The 18,213-nt window shown below is 46.8% G+C and carries 16 protein-coding genes, 2 pseudogenes and 1 riboswitch; of the genes and pseudogenes, 14 read left to right on the top strand and 4 right to left on the bottom strand.

Annotation, left to right across the window (positions count from 1 at the left end; all coding sequences use genetic code 11):
- Positions 1-50: 50 nt before the first annotated feature.
- On the bottom strand, positions 51-350 hold the full coding sequence (locus tag TRNA_RS36400; RefSeq protein WP_003184214.1) for a hypothetical protein: 300 nt from the start codon (positions 348-350) through the stop codon (positions 51-53).
- Positions 351-656: 306 nt separating this feature from the next.
- Between TRNA_RS36400 and TRNA_RS44470 the strand changes: the two are divergent.
- Positions 657-740 (top strand): annotated as a pseudogene (locus tag TRNA_RS44470) (hypothetical protein); the annotation flags it as partial.
- Positions 741-799: 59 nt separating this feature from the next.
- On the opposite strand, the gene TRNA_RS36395 reads toward TRNA_RS44470, so the two are convergent.
- From TRNA_RS36395 to rnhC, 3 genes and pseudogenes are all read right to left on the bottom strand, one after another.
- A complete protein-coding gene (locus TRNA_RS36395; protein WP_009329340.1) occupies positions 800-1,603 on the bottom strand; it encodes a hypothetical protein in 804 nt (267 codons plus the stop codon).
- Positions 1,604-1,809: 206 nt separating this feature from the next.
- Positions 1,810-2,016: pseudogene (locus TRNA_RS44465) on the bottom strand (hypothetical protein).
- A 334-nt stretch (positions 2,017-2,350) separates the two neighbouring features.
- Positions 2,351-3,292 (bottom strand): ribonuclease HIII, encoded by a 942-nt coding sequence (gene rnhC, locus TRNA_RS36385; protein ID WP_003184208.1) that lies wholly within the window; start codon positions 3,290-3,292, stop codon positions 2,351-2,353.
- A gap of 149 nt (positions 3,293-3,441) precedes the next feature.
- On the opposite strand from rnhC, the gene zapA reads away from it, so the two are divergent.
- From zapA to TRNA_RS36320, 13 genes are all read left to right on the top strand, one after another.
- Positions 3,442-3,699 carry a cell division protein ZapA gene (gene zapA, locus TRNA_RS36380; protein WP_003184205.1) on the top strand — a complete coding sequence of 86 codons (258 nt, stop codon included), beginning with the start codon at positions 3,442-3,444 and terminating at the stop codon, positions 3,697-3,699.
- A gap of 8 nt (positions 3,700-3,707) precedes the next feature.
- Positions 3,708-4,244 (top strand): CvpA family protein, encoded by a 537-nt coding sequence (locus TRNA_RS36375; RefSeq protein WP_003184204.1) that lies wholly within the window; start codon positions 3,708-3,710, stop codon positions 4,242-4,244.
- Positions 4,245-4,387: 143 nt separating this feature from the next.
- Positions 4,388-6,103 carry a DNA polymerase/3'-5' exonuclease PolX gene (polX, locus tag TRNA_RS36370; protein WP_003184202.1) on the top strand — a complete coding sequence of 572 codons (1,716 nt, stop codon included), beginning with the start codon at positions 4,388-4,390 and terminating at the stop codon, positions 6,101-6,103.
- A gap of 16 nt (positions 6,104-6,119) precedes the next feature.
- Positions 6,120-8,477, top strand: a complete 2,358-nt coding sequence (locus tag TRNA_RS36365; protein WP_011198179.1) for an endonuclease MutS2 — start codon at positions 6,120-6,122, stop codon at positions 8,475-8,477.
- Between the two features lie 18 nt (positions 8,478-8,495).
- Complete coding sequence (locus TRNA_RS36360) at positions 8,496-8,900, top strand: DUF350 domain-containing protein (protein WP_003184198.1); 405 nt, start codon at positions 8,496-8,498, stop codon at positions 8,898-8,900.
- 209 nt (positions 8,901-9,109) lie between these two features.
- Complete coding sequence (locus tag TRNA_RS36355) at positions 9,110-10,789, top strand: AMP-binding protein (protein ID WP_003184197.1); 1,680 nt, start codon at positions 9,110-9,112, stop codon at positions 10,787-10,789.
- A gap of 141 nt (positions 10,790-10,930) precedes the next feature.
- Positions 10,931-11,533, top strand: a complete 603-nt coding sequence (locus TRNA_RS36350; RefSeq protein WP_003184196.1) for a TetR/AcrR family transcriptional regulator — start codon at positions 10,931-10,933, stop codon at positions 11,531-11,533.
- 2 nt (positions 11,534-11,535) lie between these two features.
- Positions 11,536-12,312 (top strand): enoyl-CoA hydratase, encoded by a 777-nt coding sequence (locus TRNA_RS36345; protein ID WP_009329335.1) that lies wholly within the window; start codon positions 11,536-11,538, stop codon positions 12,310-12,312.
- A 31-nt stretch (positions 12,313-12,343) separates the two neighbouring features.
- The gene (locus tag TRNA_RS36340; protein ID WP_003184191.1) at positions 12,344-13,117 is read left to right on the top strand and encodes an electron transfer flavoprotein subunit beta/FixA family protein; all 774 of its coding nucleotides are present in this window, start codon (positions 12,344-12,346) and stop codon (positions 13,115-13,117) included.
- Between the two features lie 49 nt (positions 13,118-13,166).
- Positions 13,167-14,144, top strand: coding sequence for an electron transfer flavoprotein subunit alpha/FixB family protein (locus TRNA_RS36335; protein WP_009329334.1), 978 nt, complete (start codon positions 13,167-13,169; stop codon positions 14,142-14,144).
- A gap of 212 nt (positions 14,145-14,356) precedes the next feature.
- Positions 14,357-14,671, top strand: a complete 315-nt coding sequence (trxA, locus tag TRNA_RS36330; RefSeq protein ID WP_003184189.1) for a thioredoxin — start codon at positions 14,357-14,359, stop codon at positions 14,669-14,671.
- A 142-nt stretch (positions 14,672-14,813) separates the two neighbouring features.
- On the top strand, positions 14,814-16,586 hold the full coding sequence (gene uvrC / locus TRNA_RS36325) for an excinuclease ABC subunit UvrC (RefSeq protein ID WP_011198178.1): 1,773 nt from the start codon (positions 14,814-14,816) through the stop codon (positions 16,584-16,586).
- Positions 16,587-16,650: 64 nt separating this feature from the next.
- A riboswitch (Lysine riboswitch) is annotated at positions 16,651-16,830 on the top strand.
- 149 nt (positions 16,831-16,979) lie between these two features.
- A complete protein-coding gene (locus TRNA_RS36320) occupies positions 16,980-18,209 on the top strand; it encodes an aspartate kinase (RefSeq protein ID WP_011198177.1) in 1,230 nt (409 codons plus the stop codon).
- Positions 18,210-18,213 lie beyond the last annotated feature (4 nt).

The following is an 18,213-nucleotide window of genomic DNA, read 5'->3' as shown; positions in this document are numbered from 1 at the left end:
TGTGGAGGAAAGGGCATTTTAAATAATACCCTTTCCTAAATTAAAACTTATTAGTAAGCGATAGCATATCTAATTCCGTATTTTTTTGCATAGGAAAAAACTAGGGATGCAATCGCTCCGAGTCCAAAAGTCCCTAGAACCGCTGCAATTGCTCCAACAGTGCCAGCAGCATTTAAGATGGCACTAATTGAAGTAAGAGCCCATCCCGGAATCTGAGGATAGGTTGCTGCTAGGTCTGCAATCGGTAAAACTGGTGCTGTTGTTGCGTATAACATTGTGAAAAATGTAAGTGTAAAAAGTAGACCTAAGGCTAAAGAAGCGTTGATGCGTTGTTTTTTAGAAATTGTCATATTTTCACCCCCTTTGTCTCTTGTAGGGCTATTATTACACTTATGGTTATTTTAGTAAATATAACGGATTATCTATTCTATTTTTATTGATATATAAATCAAAAGTTTCTTTTTAGAAAGGAATTACAATCTCATTTTCTTATTTTTATTGGTTGAATATATCGAATATACTGTGTTTAGATAGAATGTTAGTAGTTTAATATAGTCTTGTTAGGGGGGGCGATATCTCCTCTGTATAGAACGAAATTCATGACTCAATTCTCAAGAATTCTGGAAAAAGGCATTTATAGCCCGCATATTAAAATCCTAGCCAAGGAAGAAGTGACAAAAGTTCACGACCAAGTGCTGAAGGCACTTGAGGATACGTATCAGGCTGTATTGAGAGGATAAAGAAAAACCGGTCCCCGATCATTCGGGAACCGGTTTTTTATCTTCAACATGGTCATAAGCTATTGACGCTTCAGCATCCGTTCGATTTTCTCTTCATCGGAGTCTAAAGCTCCGTACAGTACACCGGGCATGCTGTATTGATTCCGCTTCCCTGCTGCAGTATAACGTAAAACAGGGGTGACCGTATAAAAATCATATTCGCCTGTCATATGAAAAGACGGGACGACGATGTGTTTGCTTTGTTTCGCTTGAATGGCGGTCCCCTTGTCAAATGTATACGCCATGACGCCGTTTAGATCGGTGATCTTTTCAAGGGAAATATCTTTTGCGAGATTGTTTTTCAGCCGAACGTCCAAGGACGGTTTTGGATATCCTGCAGTATATTGACCGGCAGGCGACAGATCGCCGCTTCGAACATTGTGATGGTTTTGAAGGGTGATCTTTCCGATTTGAAATGCTTCTCTATCACGTCCGTTAAAAGATATCAGCAGCTGATCCGCTTTTTCCGGTTTATCGCTTGAGACTCGGACATCTACGATGATGTTGACGAGCGTATAGCCTTTATGGCGAATCCCTGTTTCAACCTTGTAATCGCTGATTTGTATATGATTGTTATCAAAAGCGAGCGACGTAACCGTCTCACCGCTTAGAGGAACGCCGGCGTTTGCTTTTTGCAGGCCGAAAATGTTAAACGACATCGTCTCGTTTTCCATCATATGGCTGATGTAGTTTCGGGCAAAGAAAAGCCCGGTTTCTTTATTTTCGCTGGCCTCTGTAAAGTTCGCCTTGTTGAAGAAAATAAAGAGAGAAAATGCCAGAGCTGTGCATATGGTGAGCGTGATGATCCATTTTATTTTTGACATGGTGATTCCTTTCTGAGTCTGTCGATTTGTATGAGAAGGAATGCGGAGATATTCGCAATAATCATCCATAGAGGTCCAATGATTTCGCCATATAAAGAAGAGAAGGTTCAAACATTTCACAGCCGGTCAAAATTCAGCAGGGTGTCTGAATTTCAGTTTGCTTGAAAAAAGGTGTAGCAAATATATTAAAGATTAGCTCGATTAAGCTAATCTTTTTTATTTAGAAGAAAATATCCCAATTTAGAAAGTAAGTACAAAGTGAACACAATCATTAAAGTTCTTGAAATCACGAGATTCCATGAATGGCTAAGTCATATCCTGAAGATCAAAGCCTTTGTATTTAACATAAAATACATTGATATTATGAGAGCTGAAATAATTAAAAGAATGCCAAATGAACCTGATTTCTTCATCCAAATCCCCGCCTTATATCTTAGAAGTATCCAGAAACAAAGGAGTACACATTCAAAAGCCATCTGGTGTGCAGTAAGCTGAAAATTGAGATAATTGAATATGGGCCATATTAAAAGACAATATCATGAAGCAATTCAGCCTAGCGCTTGATATCGCTTTGCCTCTGTTGGAACAATTAAAGCCCCTGTATATGGGGCTTCAATTCTAAGTTTGTTCAATATACTACAATTAATTTGAATTTTCAATCCTTATTTTTCATTTATTGTTAATGTTTTAGTGAAATATGCGGGTCTAGTTGCAACGGACCCGCTTATCCAGCCTAGTCCGCACCGCTTACCGTTTCGACGCAATCCGCTTCGCCTTCTGCGTATTGGCAAAATGCAGCTTTGTGAATACCCGCAATGCGTCTTCGCCGTGTTTCTTGATCAGCTTGGCGCCGGCTTCATCGACGAGCGGGCCCGCTCCTTTCGGAAGCGTAATGCCGGCTTGTTTTGACAGCTTATCCATTTCCATTAAAAATGAATAGCGTGCAATGATCGAGGCTGCTGCAACTGAAAGATGGATGCCTTCCGCTTTTGTGCTGAAATATGTACGTTCTTTGACGGCGGTTTTGCCTGCCAGATGCTTGAAGTATACGGCCGGTTCGGCGAACTGGTCGATTAAAATCGCTTCAGGCCGGGTTCCGTCCAATTTTTTGAGAAGGTTGCCGATCGCCTGGTTGTGGAGAAGAGCTTTCATTTTTCCTTGGCTCATCCCTTTTTCCTGCATTTCATTATACTTTTCGTTTCTTAAAACGAGCAGGCTGTAAGGGACTGTCTTGATTAAGTCGCGCGCGATCTGAACGATTTGCGGATCTTTTAAGTTTTTCGAGTCTTTAACACCGAGTTCTTTTAACAGCGGAAGCTTCGCCTTGTCAGCGTATACGCACGCGACGGTGATCGGGCCGAAATAATCGCCTGTCCCGACTTCATCGGAGCCGATCACAGACATGGAACCGATGCCTTCAGGCGGCTGATAGACGGACGGGATGCTTTTTTTCGATGCGGGCTTTTTGGGAGCCGGTGTTTCAGCATCCGCCGTCCAGCGCTCCGCTTCCTTTTCCGCGTTTTTTCCTTGGAACAGCACCTTCCCCGACCGGTATGCTGTAATGGTGCACCCTTGGGGTTTGGCTTGGAAAACTGCGCCCTGTACGGAAAGTGAAGTAATGTCAGGCCCGTAGTGGCTTTGCATCCGTTCAATAACAGACGGGGGAACTTTTAAAACAGAATGTGACACGTTCTAATCTCCTTTATTAGCTTTAAATACGCTAAATCATTGTTTTCATAAGTGTATCATAACAGCGGAGGGCTCGTCTTTCCATTCAATCTGTAAACATGTTATGATATAGACTAGGATTCTCGCATAATTGGAATGGAGGAGAAACGTTGTCTGATGGTCAAAAAACGAAAACAACAGTTGACATCTACGGTCAGCAATTCACAATTGTCGGCGATGAGAGCAAGAGCCATATGAGGCACGTTGCCTCGATTGTGGATGATAAAATGAGAGAAATCAACGAAAAAAATCCGTATCTTGATATAAATAAACTGGCCGTTTTGACGGCTGTAAATGTGGTTCACGATTATTTGAAGCTTAAGGAAGAGCTTGAGAGATTAAAAGGACAAATAAAAGAAAAGGATTGAACATCACGATGTTAGATATCATCATTATCATTTTGCTTTTGTCCGGTTTGTTTATTGGACTCAAAAGAGGGTTTATCCGCCAGTTTATCCGTTTGGTTACGTTTATCGCAGCGATCGCTGTGGCCGCAACCTATTACGGCGACCTTGCGCCTAAGCTCGGCTGGATTCCGTCTCCCGACTTTACGGGCGGCCAGGCTGCGCTGGCGTTTGTAAACGGAAGCCTTGAAGGCGCTTATTACAATATGATTGCGTTTTTGATTCTCTTTATCCTGACGATTATCCTTTTGAGAGTTGCCGCATCGTTTTTGGATGCCGTCGCAAGCATACCGGTTCTCAAACAGATCAACCAAATACTCGGAGCCGTGCTCGGTTTTGCGGAAATCTATCTGTTCGTGTTTGTCGTTCTGTTCATCGGAACGCTTCTGCCGATTGATGTCCTGCAAAGCATGATGGCCGGTTCAGTCATGGCTGATTTGATCATTCATAAAACACCGTTTTTATCAAACATGTTAAACAATCTGCTGCATCAGTACGGATCTTTGTAAAAACTTCTCTGTTTGTAGGGAAGTTTTTTTTCGGGGCTCTTGAGAACCCCGGAAGCTGTCGGATATGCCTGTTTGTTGTAGGATCAGCCAAAAATTTGTATGATTGAAGCAGGATGAACGAGGGGAAACAAGAGGTGAACAACATGCATAAAAAAGATATCATCAAATTGCTTGAAACGATTGCGATATATATGGAACTAAAAGGGGACAACCCGTTTAAAATCTCCGCTTTCAGAAAGGCTGCGGCAGCTCTTGAACAAGACGACCGGAGCCTCTCGGAAATCGATGATATGACGTCCCTGTCCGGGATCGGCAAAGGCACATACGCTGTCATCAAGGAATATATGGACACGGGAGCATCCGGAACGCTGGAACGATTAAAGGAAGAGGTTCCGGAAGGACTTGTCCCGCTTTTGAAGCTTCCGGGTCTCGGCGGCAAAAAAATCGCCAAGCTGTATCAGGAGCTCGGCGTCTGTGATGCGGCATCTTTAAAAGAGGCCTGCGAACAGCAAAAGGTTCAGGGGCTTGCCGGATTCGGCAAAAAGACGGAGGAAAAAATCCTGCAGGCTTTGGGTGAAGCGGGAAAACGCCCTGAACGGTACCCGATCGCGGTCGCTTTGGCCGTCGCTGACATCATCGAAGAGCAGCTTGAAGGGCTCCCGGGCCTCATTAAGTTTTCACGGGCCGGAAGCCTGCGCCGCGCCAAAGAAACGGTGAAAGACCTCGATTACATTATGGCTGTCACTGATCCGGAACTTGTCCGGGAAGGGCTCTTAAAGCTTTCGAACATCAAGGAGGTCATTGCCGCAGGAGATACGAAAGTGTCTCTCACATTTGCGTTTGAATACGAAATCAGTGCGGATTTCCGGCTGGTGACAGAGGAACAGTTCCCAACGACGCTTCATCATTTTACCGGATCAAAAGACCACAATATCAAAATGCGCCAGCTTGCCAAAGAAAAAGGCGAAAGAATCAGTGAATACGGCGTCGAAACCGTTGAAACTGGAGAAATTAAAACTTTCTCAAGCGAAAAAGAGTTTTTCGCCCATTTCGGGCTTCCGTTTATTCCGCCCGAACTGCGGGAGACAGGAAGAGAAGTCGAGGACTACAGCGTTGACATCGGACTCGTTTCCGCCGAGGATATTCAAGGAGACCTTCACATGCACTCGGCTTGGAGCGACGGTGCTTTTTCGATCAGGGAAATGGCGGAAGCATGCATGGCAAAAGGGTACCGCTATATGGCGATCACAGACCATTCCCAATATTTAAAAGTCGCAGGCGGTTTGACGCCTGAGCGCCTTCGCATGCAGGCGAAGGAAATTGATGAACTGAATAAGGAATTTACCGATTTTCATATTTTTAAAGGCGTGGAAATGGACATCCTGCCTGACGGAACACTGGATTATGACGACGAGCTGCTGGCGGAAATGGATCTTGTCATTGCTTCCATCCATTCAAGCTTTTCACAGCCGCAGCATGTCATCATGAAGCGGCTTGAAACCGCGCTGCTGAATCAGCACGTTGACATTATCGCTCATCCGACCGGCCGTCTGATCGGAAGAAGGGCGGGGTATGAAGTCGATATTGACCAGCTGATCGAACTTGCGAAAAAAACGAATACAGCATTGGAGCTGAACGCAAATCCAGCGCGGCTCGATCTCAGAATGGAGCACTTGATCAAAGCGAATGCTGCCGGAGTGACACTCGTTATTAATACGGATGCCCACAACACAGCGATGCTTGATGATATGAAAACGGGCGTTACGGCAGCGAGAAAAGGATGGACGCCAAAGGCCAATGTATTAAACACCCGCTCCTTTGAAGAAGTCCAGGCATTTTTGTCGCGCCATCGATCTTAAGGAGGTTTAATGGACGTTGCAGCAAAAAGCGCTATCAGCACTTGAATTTCATAAAGTAAAAGAACAGCTCACAGAGCATGCGGCATCTTCTTTGGGGAAGGAAATGCTTTTGGAACTCAAACCTTCCCGTTCGCTCGAAGAAGTTAAAAAGCTGCAGGAAGAAGTCGATGAAGCAGGAACCGTCCTGCGTTTAAAAGGAAGCGCCCCTTTCGGCGGCCTTACGGACATTAGAAAAGCGTTAAGAAGGGCAGAAATCGGCAGCATTTTAAGCCCGGCGGAATTGACTGAAATATCGGGTCTGCTATACGCAGCAAAACAGATGAAGCACTTTCTTGAAGGCCTGTTCGAAGACGGGGTTGAGATTCCTTATCTTCATCAATATGCAGAAAAGCTCATACCGCTTTCCGAATTGGAAAGGGACATCAATTCGTGCATCGATGATCATGGGGAAGTGCTTGATCATGCATCAGAGACGTTAAGGGGAATCAGGACCCAGCTGCGGACGCTTGAATCAAGAATCAGGGACCGGCTGGAATCGATGCTGCGTTCTTCATCTGCGCAAAAAATGCTGTCGGATACGATCATCACGATTCGCAACGACCGCTTCGTCATCCCTGTCAAACAGGAGTACAGATCAAGCTACGGAGGAATCGTGCACGATCAGTCTTCTTCCGGTGCGACATTGTTTATCGAGCCTCAGGCGATTGTCGATATGAACAATGCGCTTCGCCAGGCAAAAGTAAACGAAAAACAGGAGATTGAACGGATTTTGCGCGTCCTGACAGAAAAGACGGCAGAGCACACAAATGAGCTCTTTCACGATGTCAAAGTGCTTCAGACGCTGGACTTTATTTTTGCAAAAGCAAAATATGCAAAAGCGACAAAAGCGGTTAAACCGGCTGTCAACGCTGACGGCTATGTCCGCCTGATTCAAGCCCGCCACCCGCTTTTGCCCCTGGATGAGGTCGTTCCGAATGATATTGAGCTCGGCGGAGAGTATACGACAATTGTCATCACGGGCCCGAACACGGGGGGGAAAACGGTGACGCTCAAAACGCTCGGGCTTTTGACCATGATGGCGCAGTCGGGATTGCACGTACCGGCGGAAGAAGGATCAGAGACCGCCGTATTTGATCAAGTATTTGCCGATATCGGCGATGAACAGTCAATCGAACAAAGCTTAAGTACGTTCTCGTCGCATATGGTCAACATCGTCGATATTTTGAAAGACATGACGGAAAACAGCCTTGTGCTTTTTGACGAGCTCGGTGCCGGAACAGACCCGCAGGAAGGCGCGGCCCTTGCGATCAGCATCCTTGATGAGGTGTGCCAGACAGGCGCACGCGTCATTGCCACGACCCATTACCCGGAGCTGAAGGCATACGGCTACAATCGCGAAAATGTCATTAATGCAAGCGTCGAATTTGATATCGATACACTATCACCGACATACAAGCTTTTAATTGGAGTGCCCGGCCGAAGCAATGCGTTCGAAATCTCGAAGCGCCTCGGGCTGCCTGATTACCTGATCGGCCGCGCAAAAGCGGAGATGACGGCCGAACATAATGAAGTTGATACGATGATCGCATCGCTGGAAGACAGCAAAAAGCGCGCAGAAGCGGAGCTCAAGGAGACCGAAGCCATCCGCGCGGAAGCTGAAGCCCTTCACCGCGACCTGCAGCAGCAGATCAGCGAATGGCAGGAGAAAAAAGACAAGCTCTACGAAGAAGCGGAGCAAAAAGCGGCTGAAAAAGTCAAAGCAGCGATGAAAGAAGCAGACGACATCATCCAGTCGCTCCGCATGATCAAAGAAGACCATAAAGCATTTAAAGACCATGAGCTGATCGAGGCGAAAAAGCGCCTTGAAGAAGCCGTGCCTTCGTTTGAAAAAGCGAAAAAGCCGGCTCAGAAAAAAACGGACAAGCGCGAATTAAAACCGGGCGATGAAGTCAAAGTTTTAACCTTTGGCCAAAAAGGGACGCTGCTCGAAAAAACGGGTGCGGCCGAATGGAATGTGCAAATCGGCATCCTGAAAATGAAGGTCAAGGAAAAGGATCTGGAATTCCTGAAATCGGCACCCGAACCCGAGAAACAAAAAACGATCGCCGCCGTCAAAGGGAAAGATTATCACGTCTCGCTCGAACTCGACCTTAGGGGGGAGCGGTTTGAAAATGCGCTTCACCGGGTTGAAAAATACTTGGATGATGCGGTGCTTGCGGGCTATCCGAGAGTCTCGATCATTCACGGAAAAGGAACCGGCGCCCTCCGAAAAGGCGTCCAGGACCTATTGAAATCCCACCGCAATGTGAAAAACTCCCGGTTCGGCGAAGCGGGAGAGGGAGGATCAGGAGTCACCATTGTCGAATTAAAATAATAAAGGGAGTCTAAAAGGATGAAAGAGTTTTGGGAGAACAACCTTGTGGAAATCGCCGCGTACTACAGTGTTTCCGTTTTGTGTCTTGTGATATTTTTATCTGTGTTTGAACTCGTCACCACGTATAAAAATTGGGAGGAGATTCAAAAAGGAAACATGGCGGTTGCGATGGCAACAGGCGGAAAAATTTTAGGCATCGCCAACGTGCTGCAAAAATCGATCAGCCAGCATAATTCCCTGCTGCAAATGATGGGGTGGGGGCTGTTCGGTTTTATCCTGCTTTTGATCGGCTACTTCATTTTTGAATTTCTGACGCCGCGCTTTAAAATTGACAAGGAGATTGAAAACGACAACCGCGCAGTCGGCTTCATTTCATTCGTCATTTCAGTAGGCCTGTCATTTGTCGTGGCTTCGGGTATCTAAAGGGGATCAACATGGAGAAATTAGCGAAAGTCCTGTTTTTTACAGCTGGGGTATTTGTGGTTATCGGCCTGATTTATATGATCTTTTATGCTTGAAAAAGGTGTCCTAAAAAAGGGGCGCCTTTTTAAAAATGAAAAAATATCATTACTTTCTGAATATTGTTTTGATATACTCAAATCAAGAATATATTGTTTAAAAGGGGGGAGCTTATGCCGACTGAAAAACCGTGGCTGCGTCATTATCCCGAACAAATTCCTCACGAGCTGCAATTTGAAGATCAAACACTCCATTCCATCCTGCAACAATCCGCCCAGCAGTTTTCAGAAAAAACAGCGATTCATTTTCTAGGAAAAAAACGTTCGTACCGGGAAGTTTACGAGGATGCTTTAAAAATGGCAGATTACCTGCTGTCGCTCGGCATTCAAAAAGGAGACAGAGTATCGATCATGCTGCCGAACTGCCCGCAGGCGGTTATCGCGTATTACGGCGTTCTTTTCTCCGGCGGCATCGTCGTCCAGACAAATCCGCTGTATACGGAAAGGGAGCTTGAACATCTGCTTCATGACAGCGGGGCAACCATCATCATTACGCTCGACATGCTGTACCCGGCGGCATATAAAATGAAAGCGCTAACAAGCATTAGGCACATCATTGCGACAAGCATAAAAGATTACCTGCCTTTCCCTAAAAATCTGCTGTACCCGATCGTTCAAAAAAAAGAGAATCAAATGTCCGTTGAGATCAATGAAAATGAGACGACCCACCTTTTCCGCACCATCATGAAACGCCCCGTTCCAAGCGGACCGCCCGGTATTGAAATTGATCCGGCCCACGACATTGCCGTCCTGCAGTATACCGGAGGAACGACAGGCACGCCAAAAGGCGTCATGCTCAGCCACCGCAACATACTAGCCAACATGGAGATGTGCGCCGCCTGGTTTTATCAATTGAATAAAGGGGAGGAGAAGGTGCTGGGGATCGTTCCGTTTTTTCACGTCTACGGAATGACGGCCGTCTTGAATTTCACGATCAGGCAGGGGTATGAAATGATCCTGCTGCCGAGATTTGACGCGCGCGCAGCGCTGAAAACGATCGATAAAGAAAAGCCGACGATATTTCCGGGGGCGCCGACGATTTATATCGCCCTGTTGAACCATCCCGACCTTCACCAATACGATCTGTCATCGATTAAGAGCTGTTTGAGCGGATCTGCGGCGCTTCCTGTTGAAGTCAAACAGCAGTTTGAAAAGGTGACGGGCGGAAGGCTTGTCGAAGGTTATGGAATGTCTGAAACGTCGCCGGTCACTCACGCCAATTTTATTTGGGATTTGAATAAAGCGGGCAGTATCGGGTGTCCTTGGCCTGGTACAGACGCTGCTATCTATTCGGAAGAAACCGGCGGTTTTCTCGGGCCTTATGAGCATGGAGAAATCGCTGTCAAAGGACCGCAGGTGATGAAAGGCTACTGGAACAATGATGAAGAAACCGCTCAGAGTCTAAGGGACGGCTGGTTTTTTACCGGAGACATCGGCTACATGGATAAAGACGGCTTCTTTTATATCGTCGACCGCAAAAAAGACGTGATCATTGCCGGGGGATACAACATCTACCCGCGCGAAATCGAAGAAGTGCTCTACGAGCATGAAGCCGTTCAGGAGGCGGTCGTTGCCGGCATCCCTGATGAATACAGGGGGGAAACGGTTAAGGCTTTTGTTGTGCTGAAAGATCATGTTACAATAACGGAGAAGGAATTGGACGAATATGCCAGATCGCGTCTCGCTCCTTATAAAGTGCCAAAAGTATACGAGTTCAGGGACGAACTTCCGAAAACGGCGGTCGGAAAGATTTTAAGAAGAGCGCTCGTTCAAGAGGAAAAGACCGGCGTCTGAAAAAGCAAAGTCTGCCGTCGATTTTGACGGCATGCTTTTGTGATGCGATTTACTTTTAGCTTCTTGACAAAGCGTCCATTTTTATTTACGATTAACTCATGAATGAGTATTCATTCATTAATTTGAAAGGAACGAAGCCAATTGAAACAAAAGAGACCAAAGTATATGCAGATTATCGACGCAGCTGTCATTGTGATTGCAGAAAACGGATACCATCAGGCGCAGGTTTCAAAAATCGCCAAGCAGGCCGGGGTGGCGGACGGCACCATTTATCTTTATTTTAAAAACAAAGAAGACATTCTCATCTCATTATTCAAAGAGAAAATGGGACAGTTTATCGAGCAGATGAGCGAAGAAATGACAGCGAAAAATTCGGCGACAGAAAAGCTTTCGCTGTTCATCAAAAAGCACTTTGAACTGCTCAGCAGCGATCGCCACCTCGCGATTGTCACCCAGCTTGAGCTGAGGCAGTCGAATCTTGAGCTGAGGCTGAAAATCAATGAGATTCTCAAAGGGTACTTAACGATCCTGGAAGACATCATCACCGAAGGAAAAGAAGCTGGAGAATTTAAAAGCACGCTTGACGTCCGCCTTGCGAAGCAGATGATTTTCGGTACGGTGGATGAGACGGTTACAACCTGGGTGATGAATGATCAAAAATACGATCTCCCAAACCTGGCAGACAGCATTCATGAATTGCTGATCCACGGGTTCAGCAGCCAAAAGACGAAGGAGGAGGAATAAAAATGGCAGCATTATCATACGCCGTAGACGGCCATGTTGCGACGATTACGATTCAGCACCCGCCGGCAAATGCGCTATCGACGCAAGTGCTTGAAGATCTTTCGGCATGCCTTGATGAACTTTCAGAACGTCAGGATGTCAGAAGCGTCGTTATTCACGGGGAAGGAAGATTTTTCTCGGCAGGCGCTGATATTAAAGAGTTTACATCATTGATGGACGGGTCTGATTATGCAAATTTGGCTGATAAGGGCCAGCAGATTTTCGAAAAAGTAGAATCTTTTCCAAAACCGGTGATCGCCGCGATTCACGGGGCCGCTCTTGGAGGCGGTCTTGAGCTAGCGATGGCATGCCACATCCGGATTGCCGAGGAAAGCGCAAAGCTCGGCCTTCCCGAACTGAATCTCGGAATCATTCCCGGCTTTGCGGGAACGCAGCGCCTTCCCAAGTATGTGGGCACCGCCAAAGCGCTTGAAATGATCGGGACATCAGAGCCGATATCCGGCAAGGAAGCTTTTGAATACGGTCTTGTCACGATTTTGGCGGCGAATGAAGAAGAAGTGCTGCAAAAGGCAAAAGAGCTCGCACAAAAATTCGCTGAAAAAAGTCCGCAGACGATGGCTTATGTCATTGAACTCCTGAATTCGAGCAAAGTGTATTCGTATGAAGGAGGCCTCAAGCTAGAAGGGAAATACTTCGGCGAAGTGTTCCAATCCGAGGATGCGAAGGAAGGGATTCAGGCATTTCTTGAAAAGCGGAAGCCGCATTTTAAAGGGAAATAACAAACGTGAAAACAAAGGGGATGAACAGAACATGAACATTTATGTCTTAATGAAGCGCACGTTTGATACAGAGGAGAAAATTCAGATCGAACAAGGGGAAATCAACACGGACGGAGCGGAATTCATCATCAATCCGTACGATGAGTACGCCATTGAAGAAGCGCTCCAGTTGAAAGAGAAGCACGGCGGTGAAATTACGGTCGTGACAGTCGGCGAGGAAGAAGCTGAAAAAGAACTCAGGACGGCTCTGGCGATGGGGTGCGACAAAGCCGTTCTGATCAACATTGAAGACGACGTGGAAGAAGCGGACCAATATACGGCTTCAGCCATCCTTTACAACTATTTGAAAGACCGCGAGTACGACATTATACTCGGCGGGAATGTGGCGATCGACGGGGGATCGGGACAGGTTGCGCCTCGTTTGGCCGAACTGCTGGGCATTCCTTGTATTACGACGATTACAAAGCTGACGGTAAACGGCGGAGATGTTGAAGCGGAACGCGACGCCGAGGGCGATCTTGAAGTGATCCAAACATCGCTTCCAATCGTAGCGACTGCACAGCAGGGGTTGAACGAGCCGCGTTATCCGTCTCTTCCGGGAATCATGAAGGCAAAGAAAAAGCCTCTCGAGGAGCTTGAGCTTGATGATCTCGACATCGACGAAGAAGACGTGGCTGCGAAAACAAAAACGATCGAACGGTTCCTGCCTCCGAAAAAAGAAGCCGGGAAAATCCTTGAAGGGGAGCCGGAGCAGCAGGCGGCAGAACTTGTATCACTGCTGAGAAGCGAAGCAAAGGTCGTATGAAGCCGAAGGGAGAAATAACACGGTCATTAAAATACAGGGGGAAATGGACATGAGCAAAAAAGTTATCGTATTGGGAGAGTTCAGAGACGGTTCGTTGAGGAATGTGACTTTCGAAGCGATAGCCGCAGGAAAAACGGTTGCCGAAGGGGGAGAGGTGATCGGCGTACTGTTCGGTGAAAGCGTTTCAAGTCATGCGGCAGAACTGATCCATTACGGCGCTGACAGAGTGCTTACAGCCGAAAACCCGCTCTTGAAAAACTATACGTCTGACGGCTATGTTCAAGCCTTGTTGCCGATCATAGAACGCGAGAATCCGGACGTCATCATTTTCGGACATACGTCAATGGGAAAAGACTTGTCGCCGAAGCTTTCAGCCCGTATGGGAACAGGGCTGATATCGGATGCCGTCGATGTCGAAGTGGCCGGCGGCAACATCGTGTTTACAAGGCCGATTTACTCGGGCAAAGCGTTTGAACGGATCATTTCCGAAGATGAAACGATTTTTGCAACGATCAGACCGAATAATATCGCCCCGCTTGACAAAGATGAGACGCGGACAGGAGCGGTCGAAAGCATCGAAGCAGATATTCGGGACATCAGAACGGTCATCAAGGACATTGTCAAAAAAACGTCCGAAGGCGTCGATTTGTCTGAAGCGAAAATTATCGTAGCCGGCGGTCGCGGCGTCAAAAGCGAGGAAGGCTTTAAACCGCTGCAGGAGCTCGCCGATGTATTGGGCGGGGCGGTCGGCGCTTCAAGGGGAGCCTGTGACGCAGACTACTGCGACTATTCGCTTCAAATCGGCCAGACCGGCAAAGTTGTGACACCTGACTTATATATTGCCTGCGGCATTTCAGGAGCGATTCAGCACCTCGCAGGGATGTCAAACAGCAAAATCATCGTTGCCATCAACAAAGATCCGGAAGCTGATATATTTAAAATTGCCGACTACGGGATCGTCGGCGACTTATTTGAAATCGTTCCGCTGCTCACGGAGGAATTTAAAAAGCTGAGCGTCAGCACATGATCAAAAGCCGGCCTGAAATGGCCGGCTTTTGACATAGGCACATTTCCGCCTTCTGCAAAATAACATGGGATATGGACATTTTCAGAAAGGCTAAAATCCCGATGTGTAAAACTGTGCAGATAGGGAAACGTATAATCAAGCATTATGTTAGCGTGAACCAAAGGGAGATGCTATACTAAAAAGCATAATTTCACAATTGGAGGAATGAAAGAATGGCTATCGTAAAAGCAACTGATCAAACATTCTCATCTGAAACAAGCGAAGGCGTAGTTCTTGCCGACTTTTGGGCTCCTTGGTGCGGACCTTGTAAAATGATCGCGCCGGTACTTGAAGAGCTTGATCAAGAAATGGGAGACAAACTGAAAATCGTAAAAATCGATGTTGACGAAAACCAAGAAACTGCCGGCAAATACGGCGTGATGAGCATCCCGACTCTCCTCGTACTAAAAGACGGCGAAGTGGTCGAAACATCTGTCGGCTTTAAACCGAAAGAAGCGCTTGAAGAACTGGTCAACAAACATTTGTAAAATAGAAACCTGTGAAAAAGGCGATTCCAAAGGGATCGCTTTTTTCTTACAAGTCATCTTCTTTCTCCATTTGTGGCGAACGTACGGTCGGTCATGGTAAACTTAAATGAAGGAAAAACGCCGAAATAAGGAAGGATTTTTGATGAACAAAAAAATCAAAGAAAAGCTGGCCCTTCTTCCGGATCAGCCTGGCTGCTACTTGATGAAAGACAGGCAGGATACCGTCATCTACGTCGGGAAAGCGAAAATCTTAAAAAACAGGGTCCGCTCCTATTTCAGCGGGTCCCATGATGCCAAAACACAGCGTCTTGTCAGTGAAATTGAAGACTTCGAATACATTGTCACATCCTCGAACATCGAAGCGCTCATTCTTGAAATGAATTTAATCAAAAAGTACGACCCGAAATATAACGTGATGCTTAAAGATGATAAAAGCTACCCGTTCATTAAAATCACGAACGAGCGGCATCCGAAGCTGGTTGTCACAAGGAAGGTCAAAAAAGACAAAGGCCGCTATTTCGGGCCGTACCCCAATGTCCAGGCTGCGAGGGAAACAAAAAAGCTGCTGGACCGCCTCTATCCGCTCAGAAAGTGCGCCAAGCTGCCTGACCGCGTCTGTTTGTACTATCATCTCGGACAATGTCTGGCGCCATGCGTATATGATGTGTCTGAGGAGACAAACAGACAGCTCACAGAAGAAATTACCCGCTTTTTAAAAGGCGGCTACAATGAAGTGAAGAAAGAGCTTGAAGCAAAAATGCTCGAAGCCTCGGAAAACCTGCAGTTTGAACGGGCGAAAGAATTCCGCGATCAAATTGCCCATATCGAGTCAACGATGGAAAAACAGAAAATGATGCTGAATGACATGGTTGACCGCGATGTATTTGCCTATTCGTATGACAAGGGCTGGATGTGCGTCCAGGTCTTCTTCATCAGGCAGGGCAAATTGATTGAAAGAGATGTCAGCATGTTTCCTTTATACAGGGAAGCAGACGAGGAATTTCTGACATTCATCGGGCAATTTTACTCCAAAAACAACCATTTTCTTCCGAAGGAAATTTTGGTGCCTGACAGCGTCGACAAGGACATGATTGAGGAGCTTTTGGACGTGAACGTGCGCCAGCCGAAAAGAGGAGCGAAAAAAGACCTGCTGCTCCTTGCCCATAAAAATGCAAAGCTCGCTTTGAAGGAGAAGTTTTCGCTCATTGAACGGGATGAAGAGCGGACGATCGGCGCGATTGAAAAGCTCGGAAAAGCGCTGGACATCTACACGCCATACAGAATTGAAGCGTTTGATAACTCAAATATTCAAGGAACGGACCCTGTTTCGGCCATGGTTGTATTTCTCGATGGAAAACCGCATAAAAAAGAGTACCGCAAATATAAGATCAAGACGGTTGAAGGTCCTGACGACTACGGATCAATGCGCGAAGTCATCAGAAGAAGATATACAAGGGTGCTGAAAGAGAATCTGCCGCTGCCTGATTTAATTTTGATCGACGGCGGAAAGGGGCAGGTGTCTGCCGCCCTTGACGTTCTGGAAAATGAACTGGGTCTCGATGTCCCTGTTGCCGGTCTGGTGAAAGACGATAAGCACAGAACATCCAACCTTTTGATCGGCGATCCCCTTGAGATCGTCCAGCTTGAGCGGAACAGCCAGGAATTTTACCTGCTTCAGCGCATTCAGGACGAAGTGCACAGGTTTGCGATCAGCTTCCACAGGCAGCTCAGGGGAAAAAGCGCATTTCAATCGGTGCTGGACGGCATACCGGGCGTCGGCGAACAGCGGAAAAAACTGCTGTTAAAACATTTCGGTTCCGTTAAGAAAATGAAGGAAGCGAGCGCCGAAGATATCCGCAAGCTCGGCATACCTCTGAAAACGGCGCAGCTGATCGAAGAGGCATTGAAAAAATAATGTTGAACTTTTAAAAAGAATCTGATAGAATTTGTACTAATTTCATAATAAGATCGTGTGATATGGTGAAGATAGAGGTGCGAACTTCAAGAGTAGGCTTGATGAGGAAGATGGATTCCGATGAAGAAAGCCGAAAGGGGAGCGTCGCCGAAGCGGGGAAAAATCCACTCGTTTTTCCTGCTGGCTTTACATTGAATAAATGTGAGGCTGTCAAGAAATCATTTCTTGGAGAGCTATCTCGTTGTTTAAGATCATCGGCATTTTTGTTGGTTAAAGCAATGAGGGAATTCTCTCGTTGCTTTTTTTGTGCAAAAAAAACCGTACAGGCCGCCGGTCAAGCTTTCCTCTTCATACATAAACAAACACGAACGAAAACAAAAAGGGTGGTATTTGATGGGTCTCATCGTCCAAAAATTTGGCGGAACTTCCGTAGGGTCAGTGGAAAAAATATTGAATGTCGCATACCGCGTCATCGAAGAAAAACAGCGCGGTCATGATGTTGTCGTCGTCGTTTCGGCGATGGGCAAATCGACGGACTCCCTCGTCGCGCTTGCCAAGGAAATCACCGAGCAGCCGAGCAGCAGGGAAATGGACATGCTGCTGACAACAGGAGAGCAGGTGACGATTTCGCTGTTGACAATGGCTTTGCAGAACAAGGGGTATGATGCGGTTTCCTATACAGGCTGGCAGGCCGGCATCGAAACCGAAAATATTCACGGCAACGCAAGAATTACGAACATTGATACAGCCAAGCTGAAAGAGCGCCTGAATGAAGGGAAAATCGCCGTTGTCGCCGGATTCCAGGGCGTCACAGCGGAAGGCGAAATCACAACGCTCGGCAGAGGCGGATCAGATACGACAGCCGTTGCCCTCGCAGCAGCCCTGAAAGCTGATAAATGCGACATTTACACCGATGTGCCGGGGGTTTTCACGACGGATCCCCGCTATGTGAAAACAGCGCGGAAGCTGGCCGGAATCTCCTACGATGAAATGCTGGAGCTTGCCAATCTTGGAGCAGGCGTCCTTCATCCGAGAGCTGTTGAATTTGCGAAAAACTACCAGGTGCCTTTGGAAGTCCGTTCAAGCACCGAAAAAGAAGCCGGCACATTAATCGAGGAGGAATCATCAATGGAACAGAATTTAATCGTAAGAGGCATTGCATTTGAAGATCAGATCACACGCGTGACCGTATGCGGCCTGGCGAGCGGCCTGACGACGCTGTCAACGATTTTTACAACGCTCGCCAAACAGAACATCAACGTTGACATCATCATTCAATCGGTGACAGGCACAAGCAAAACGTCGATTTCTTTCTCAGTGAAAACGGAAGACTTAAAACGGACGGTTGAAGTTCTCGAAGAATACAAAGACGCGCTCGACTATGAACAGATTGAAACGGAAAACAGGCTTGCCAAAGTGTCGATCGTCGGTTCTGGCATGATCTCCAACCCGGGAGTAGCAGCGGAAATGTTCGCTGTGCTGGCGGAAAAAAACATCCAGGTCAAAATGGTCAGCACATCCGAAATCAAAGTTTCGACTGTCGTCAACGAAGGCGATATGGTGAAAGCCGTTGAAGCGCTGCATGATGCTTTTGAACTGTCGAAGCAGACAGCAGTCATTTAAAAAG

This window comes from Bacillus licheniformis DSM 13 = ATCC 14580 (assembly GCF_000011645.1).
GTDB classification, from domain to species: domain Bacteria; phylum Bacillota; class Bacilli; order Bacillales; family Bacillaceae; genus Bacillus; species Bacillus licheniformis.
The sequence above is the reverse complement of the archived record's forward strand: the minus strand, read 5'-3'. Positions and strand labels throughout refer to the sequence as shown.

Bases quoted from the DNA above. Each gene is read 5' to 3' on its own strand.
- trxA (WP_003184189.1), top strand. From the start codon at position 14,357: ATGGCTATCGTAAAAGCAACTGATCAAACATTCTCATCTGAAACAAGC.
- TRNA_RS36335 (WP_009329334.1), top strand. From the start codon at position 13,167: ATGAGCAAAAAAGTTATCGTATTGGGAGAGTTCAGAGACGGTTCGTTG.
- TRNA_RS36340 (WP_003184191.1), top strand. From the start codon at position 12,344: ATGAACATTTATGTCTTAATGAAGCGCACGTTTGATACAGAGGAGAAA.
- polX (WP_003184202.1), top strand. From the start codon at position 4,388: ATGCATAAAAAAGATATCATCAAATTGCTTGAAACGATTGCGATATAT.
- TRNA_RS36360 (WP_003184198.1), top strand. From the start codon at position 8,496: ATGAAAGAGTTTTGGGAGAACAACCTTGTGGAAATCGCCGCGTACTAC.
- TRNA_RS36355 (WP_003184197.1), top strand. From the start codon at position 9,110: ATGCCGACTGAAAAACCGTGGCTGCGTCATTATCCCGAACAAATTCCT.
- TRNA_RS36400 (WP_003184214.1), bottom strand. From the start codon at position 350: ATGACAATTTCTAAAAAACAACGCATCAACGCTTCTTTAGCCTTAGGT.
- TRNA_RS36345 (WP_009329335.1), top strand. From the start codon at position 11,536: ATGGCAGCATTATCATACGCCGTAGACGGCCATGTTGCGACGATTACG.
- TRNA_RS36320 (WP_011198177.1), top strand. From the start codon at position 16,980: ATGGGTCTCATCGTCCAAAAATTTGGCGGAACTTCCGTAGGGTCAGTG.
- uvrC (WP_011198178.1), top strand. From the start codon at position 14,814: ATGAACAAAAAAATCAAAGAAAAGCTGGCCCTTCTTCCGGATCAGCCT.
- TRNA_RS36395 (WP_009329340.1), bottom strand. From the start codon at position 1,603: ATGTCAAAAATAAAATGGATCATCACGCTCACCATATGCACAGCTCTG.
- TRNA_RS36375 (WP_003184204.1), top strand. From the start codon at position 3,708: ATGTTAGATATCATCATTATCATTTTGCTTTTGTCCGGTTTGTTTATT.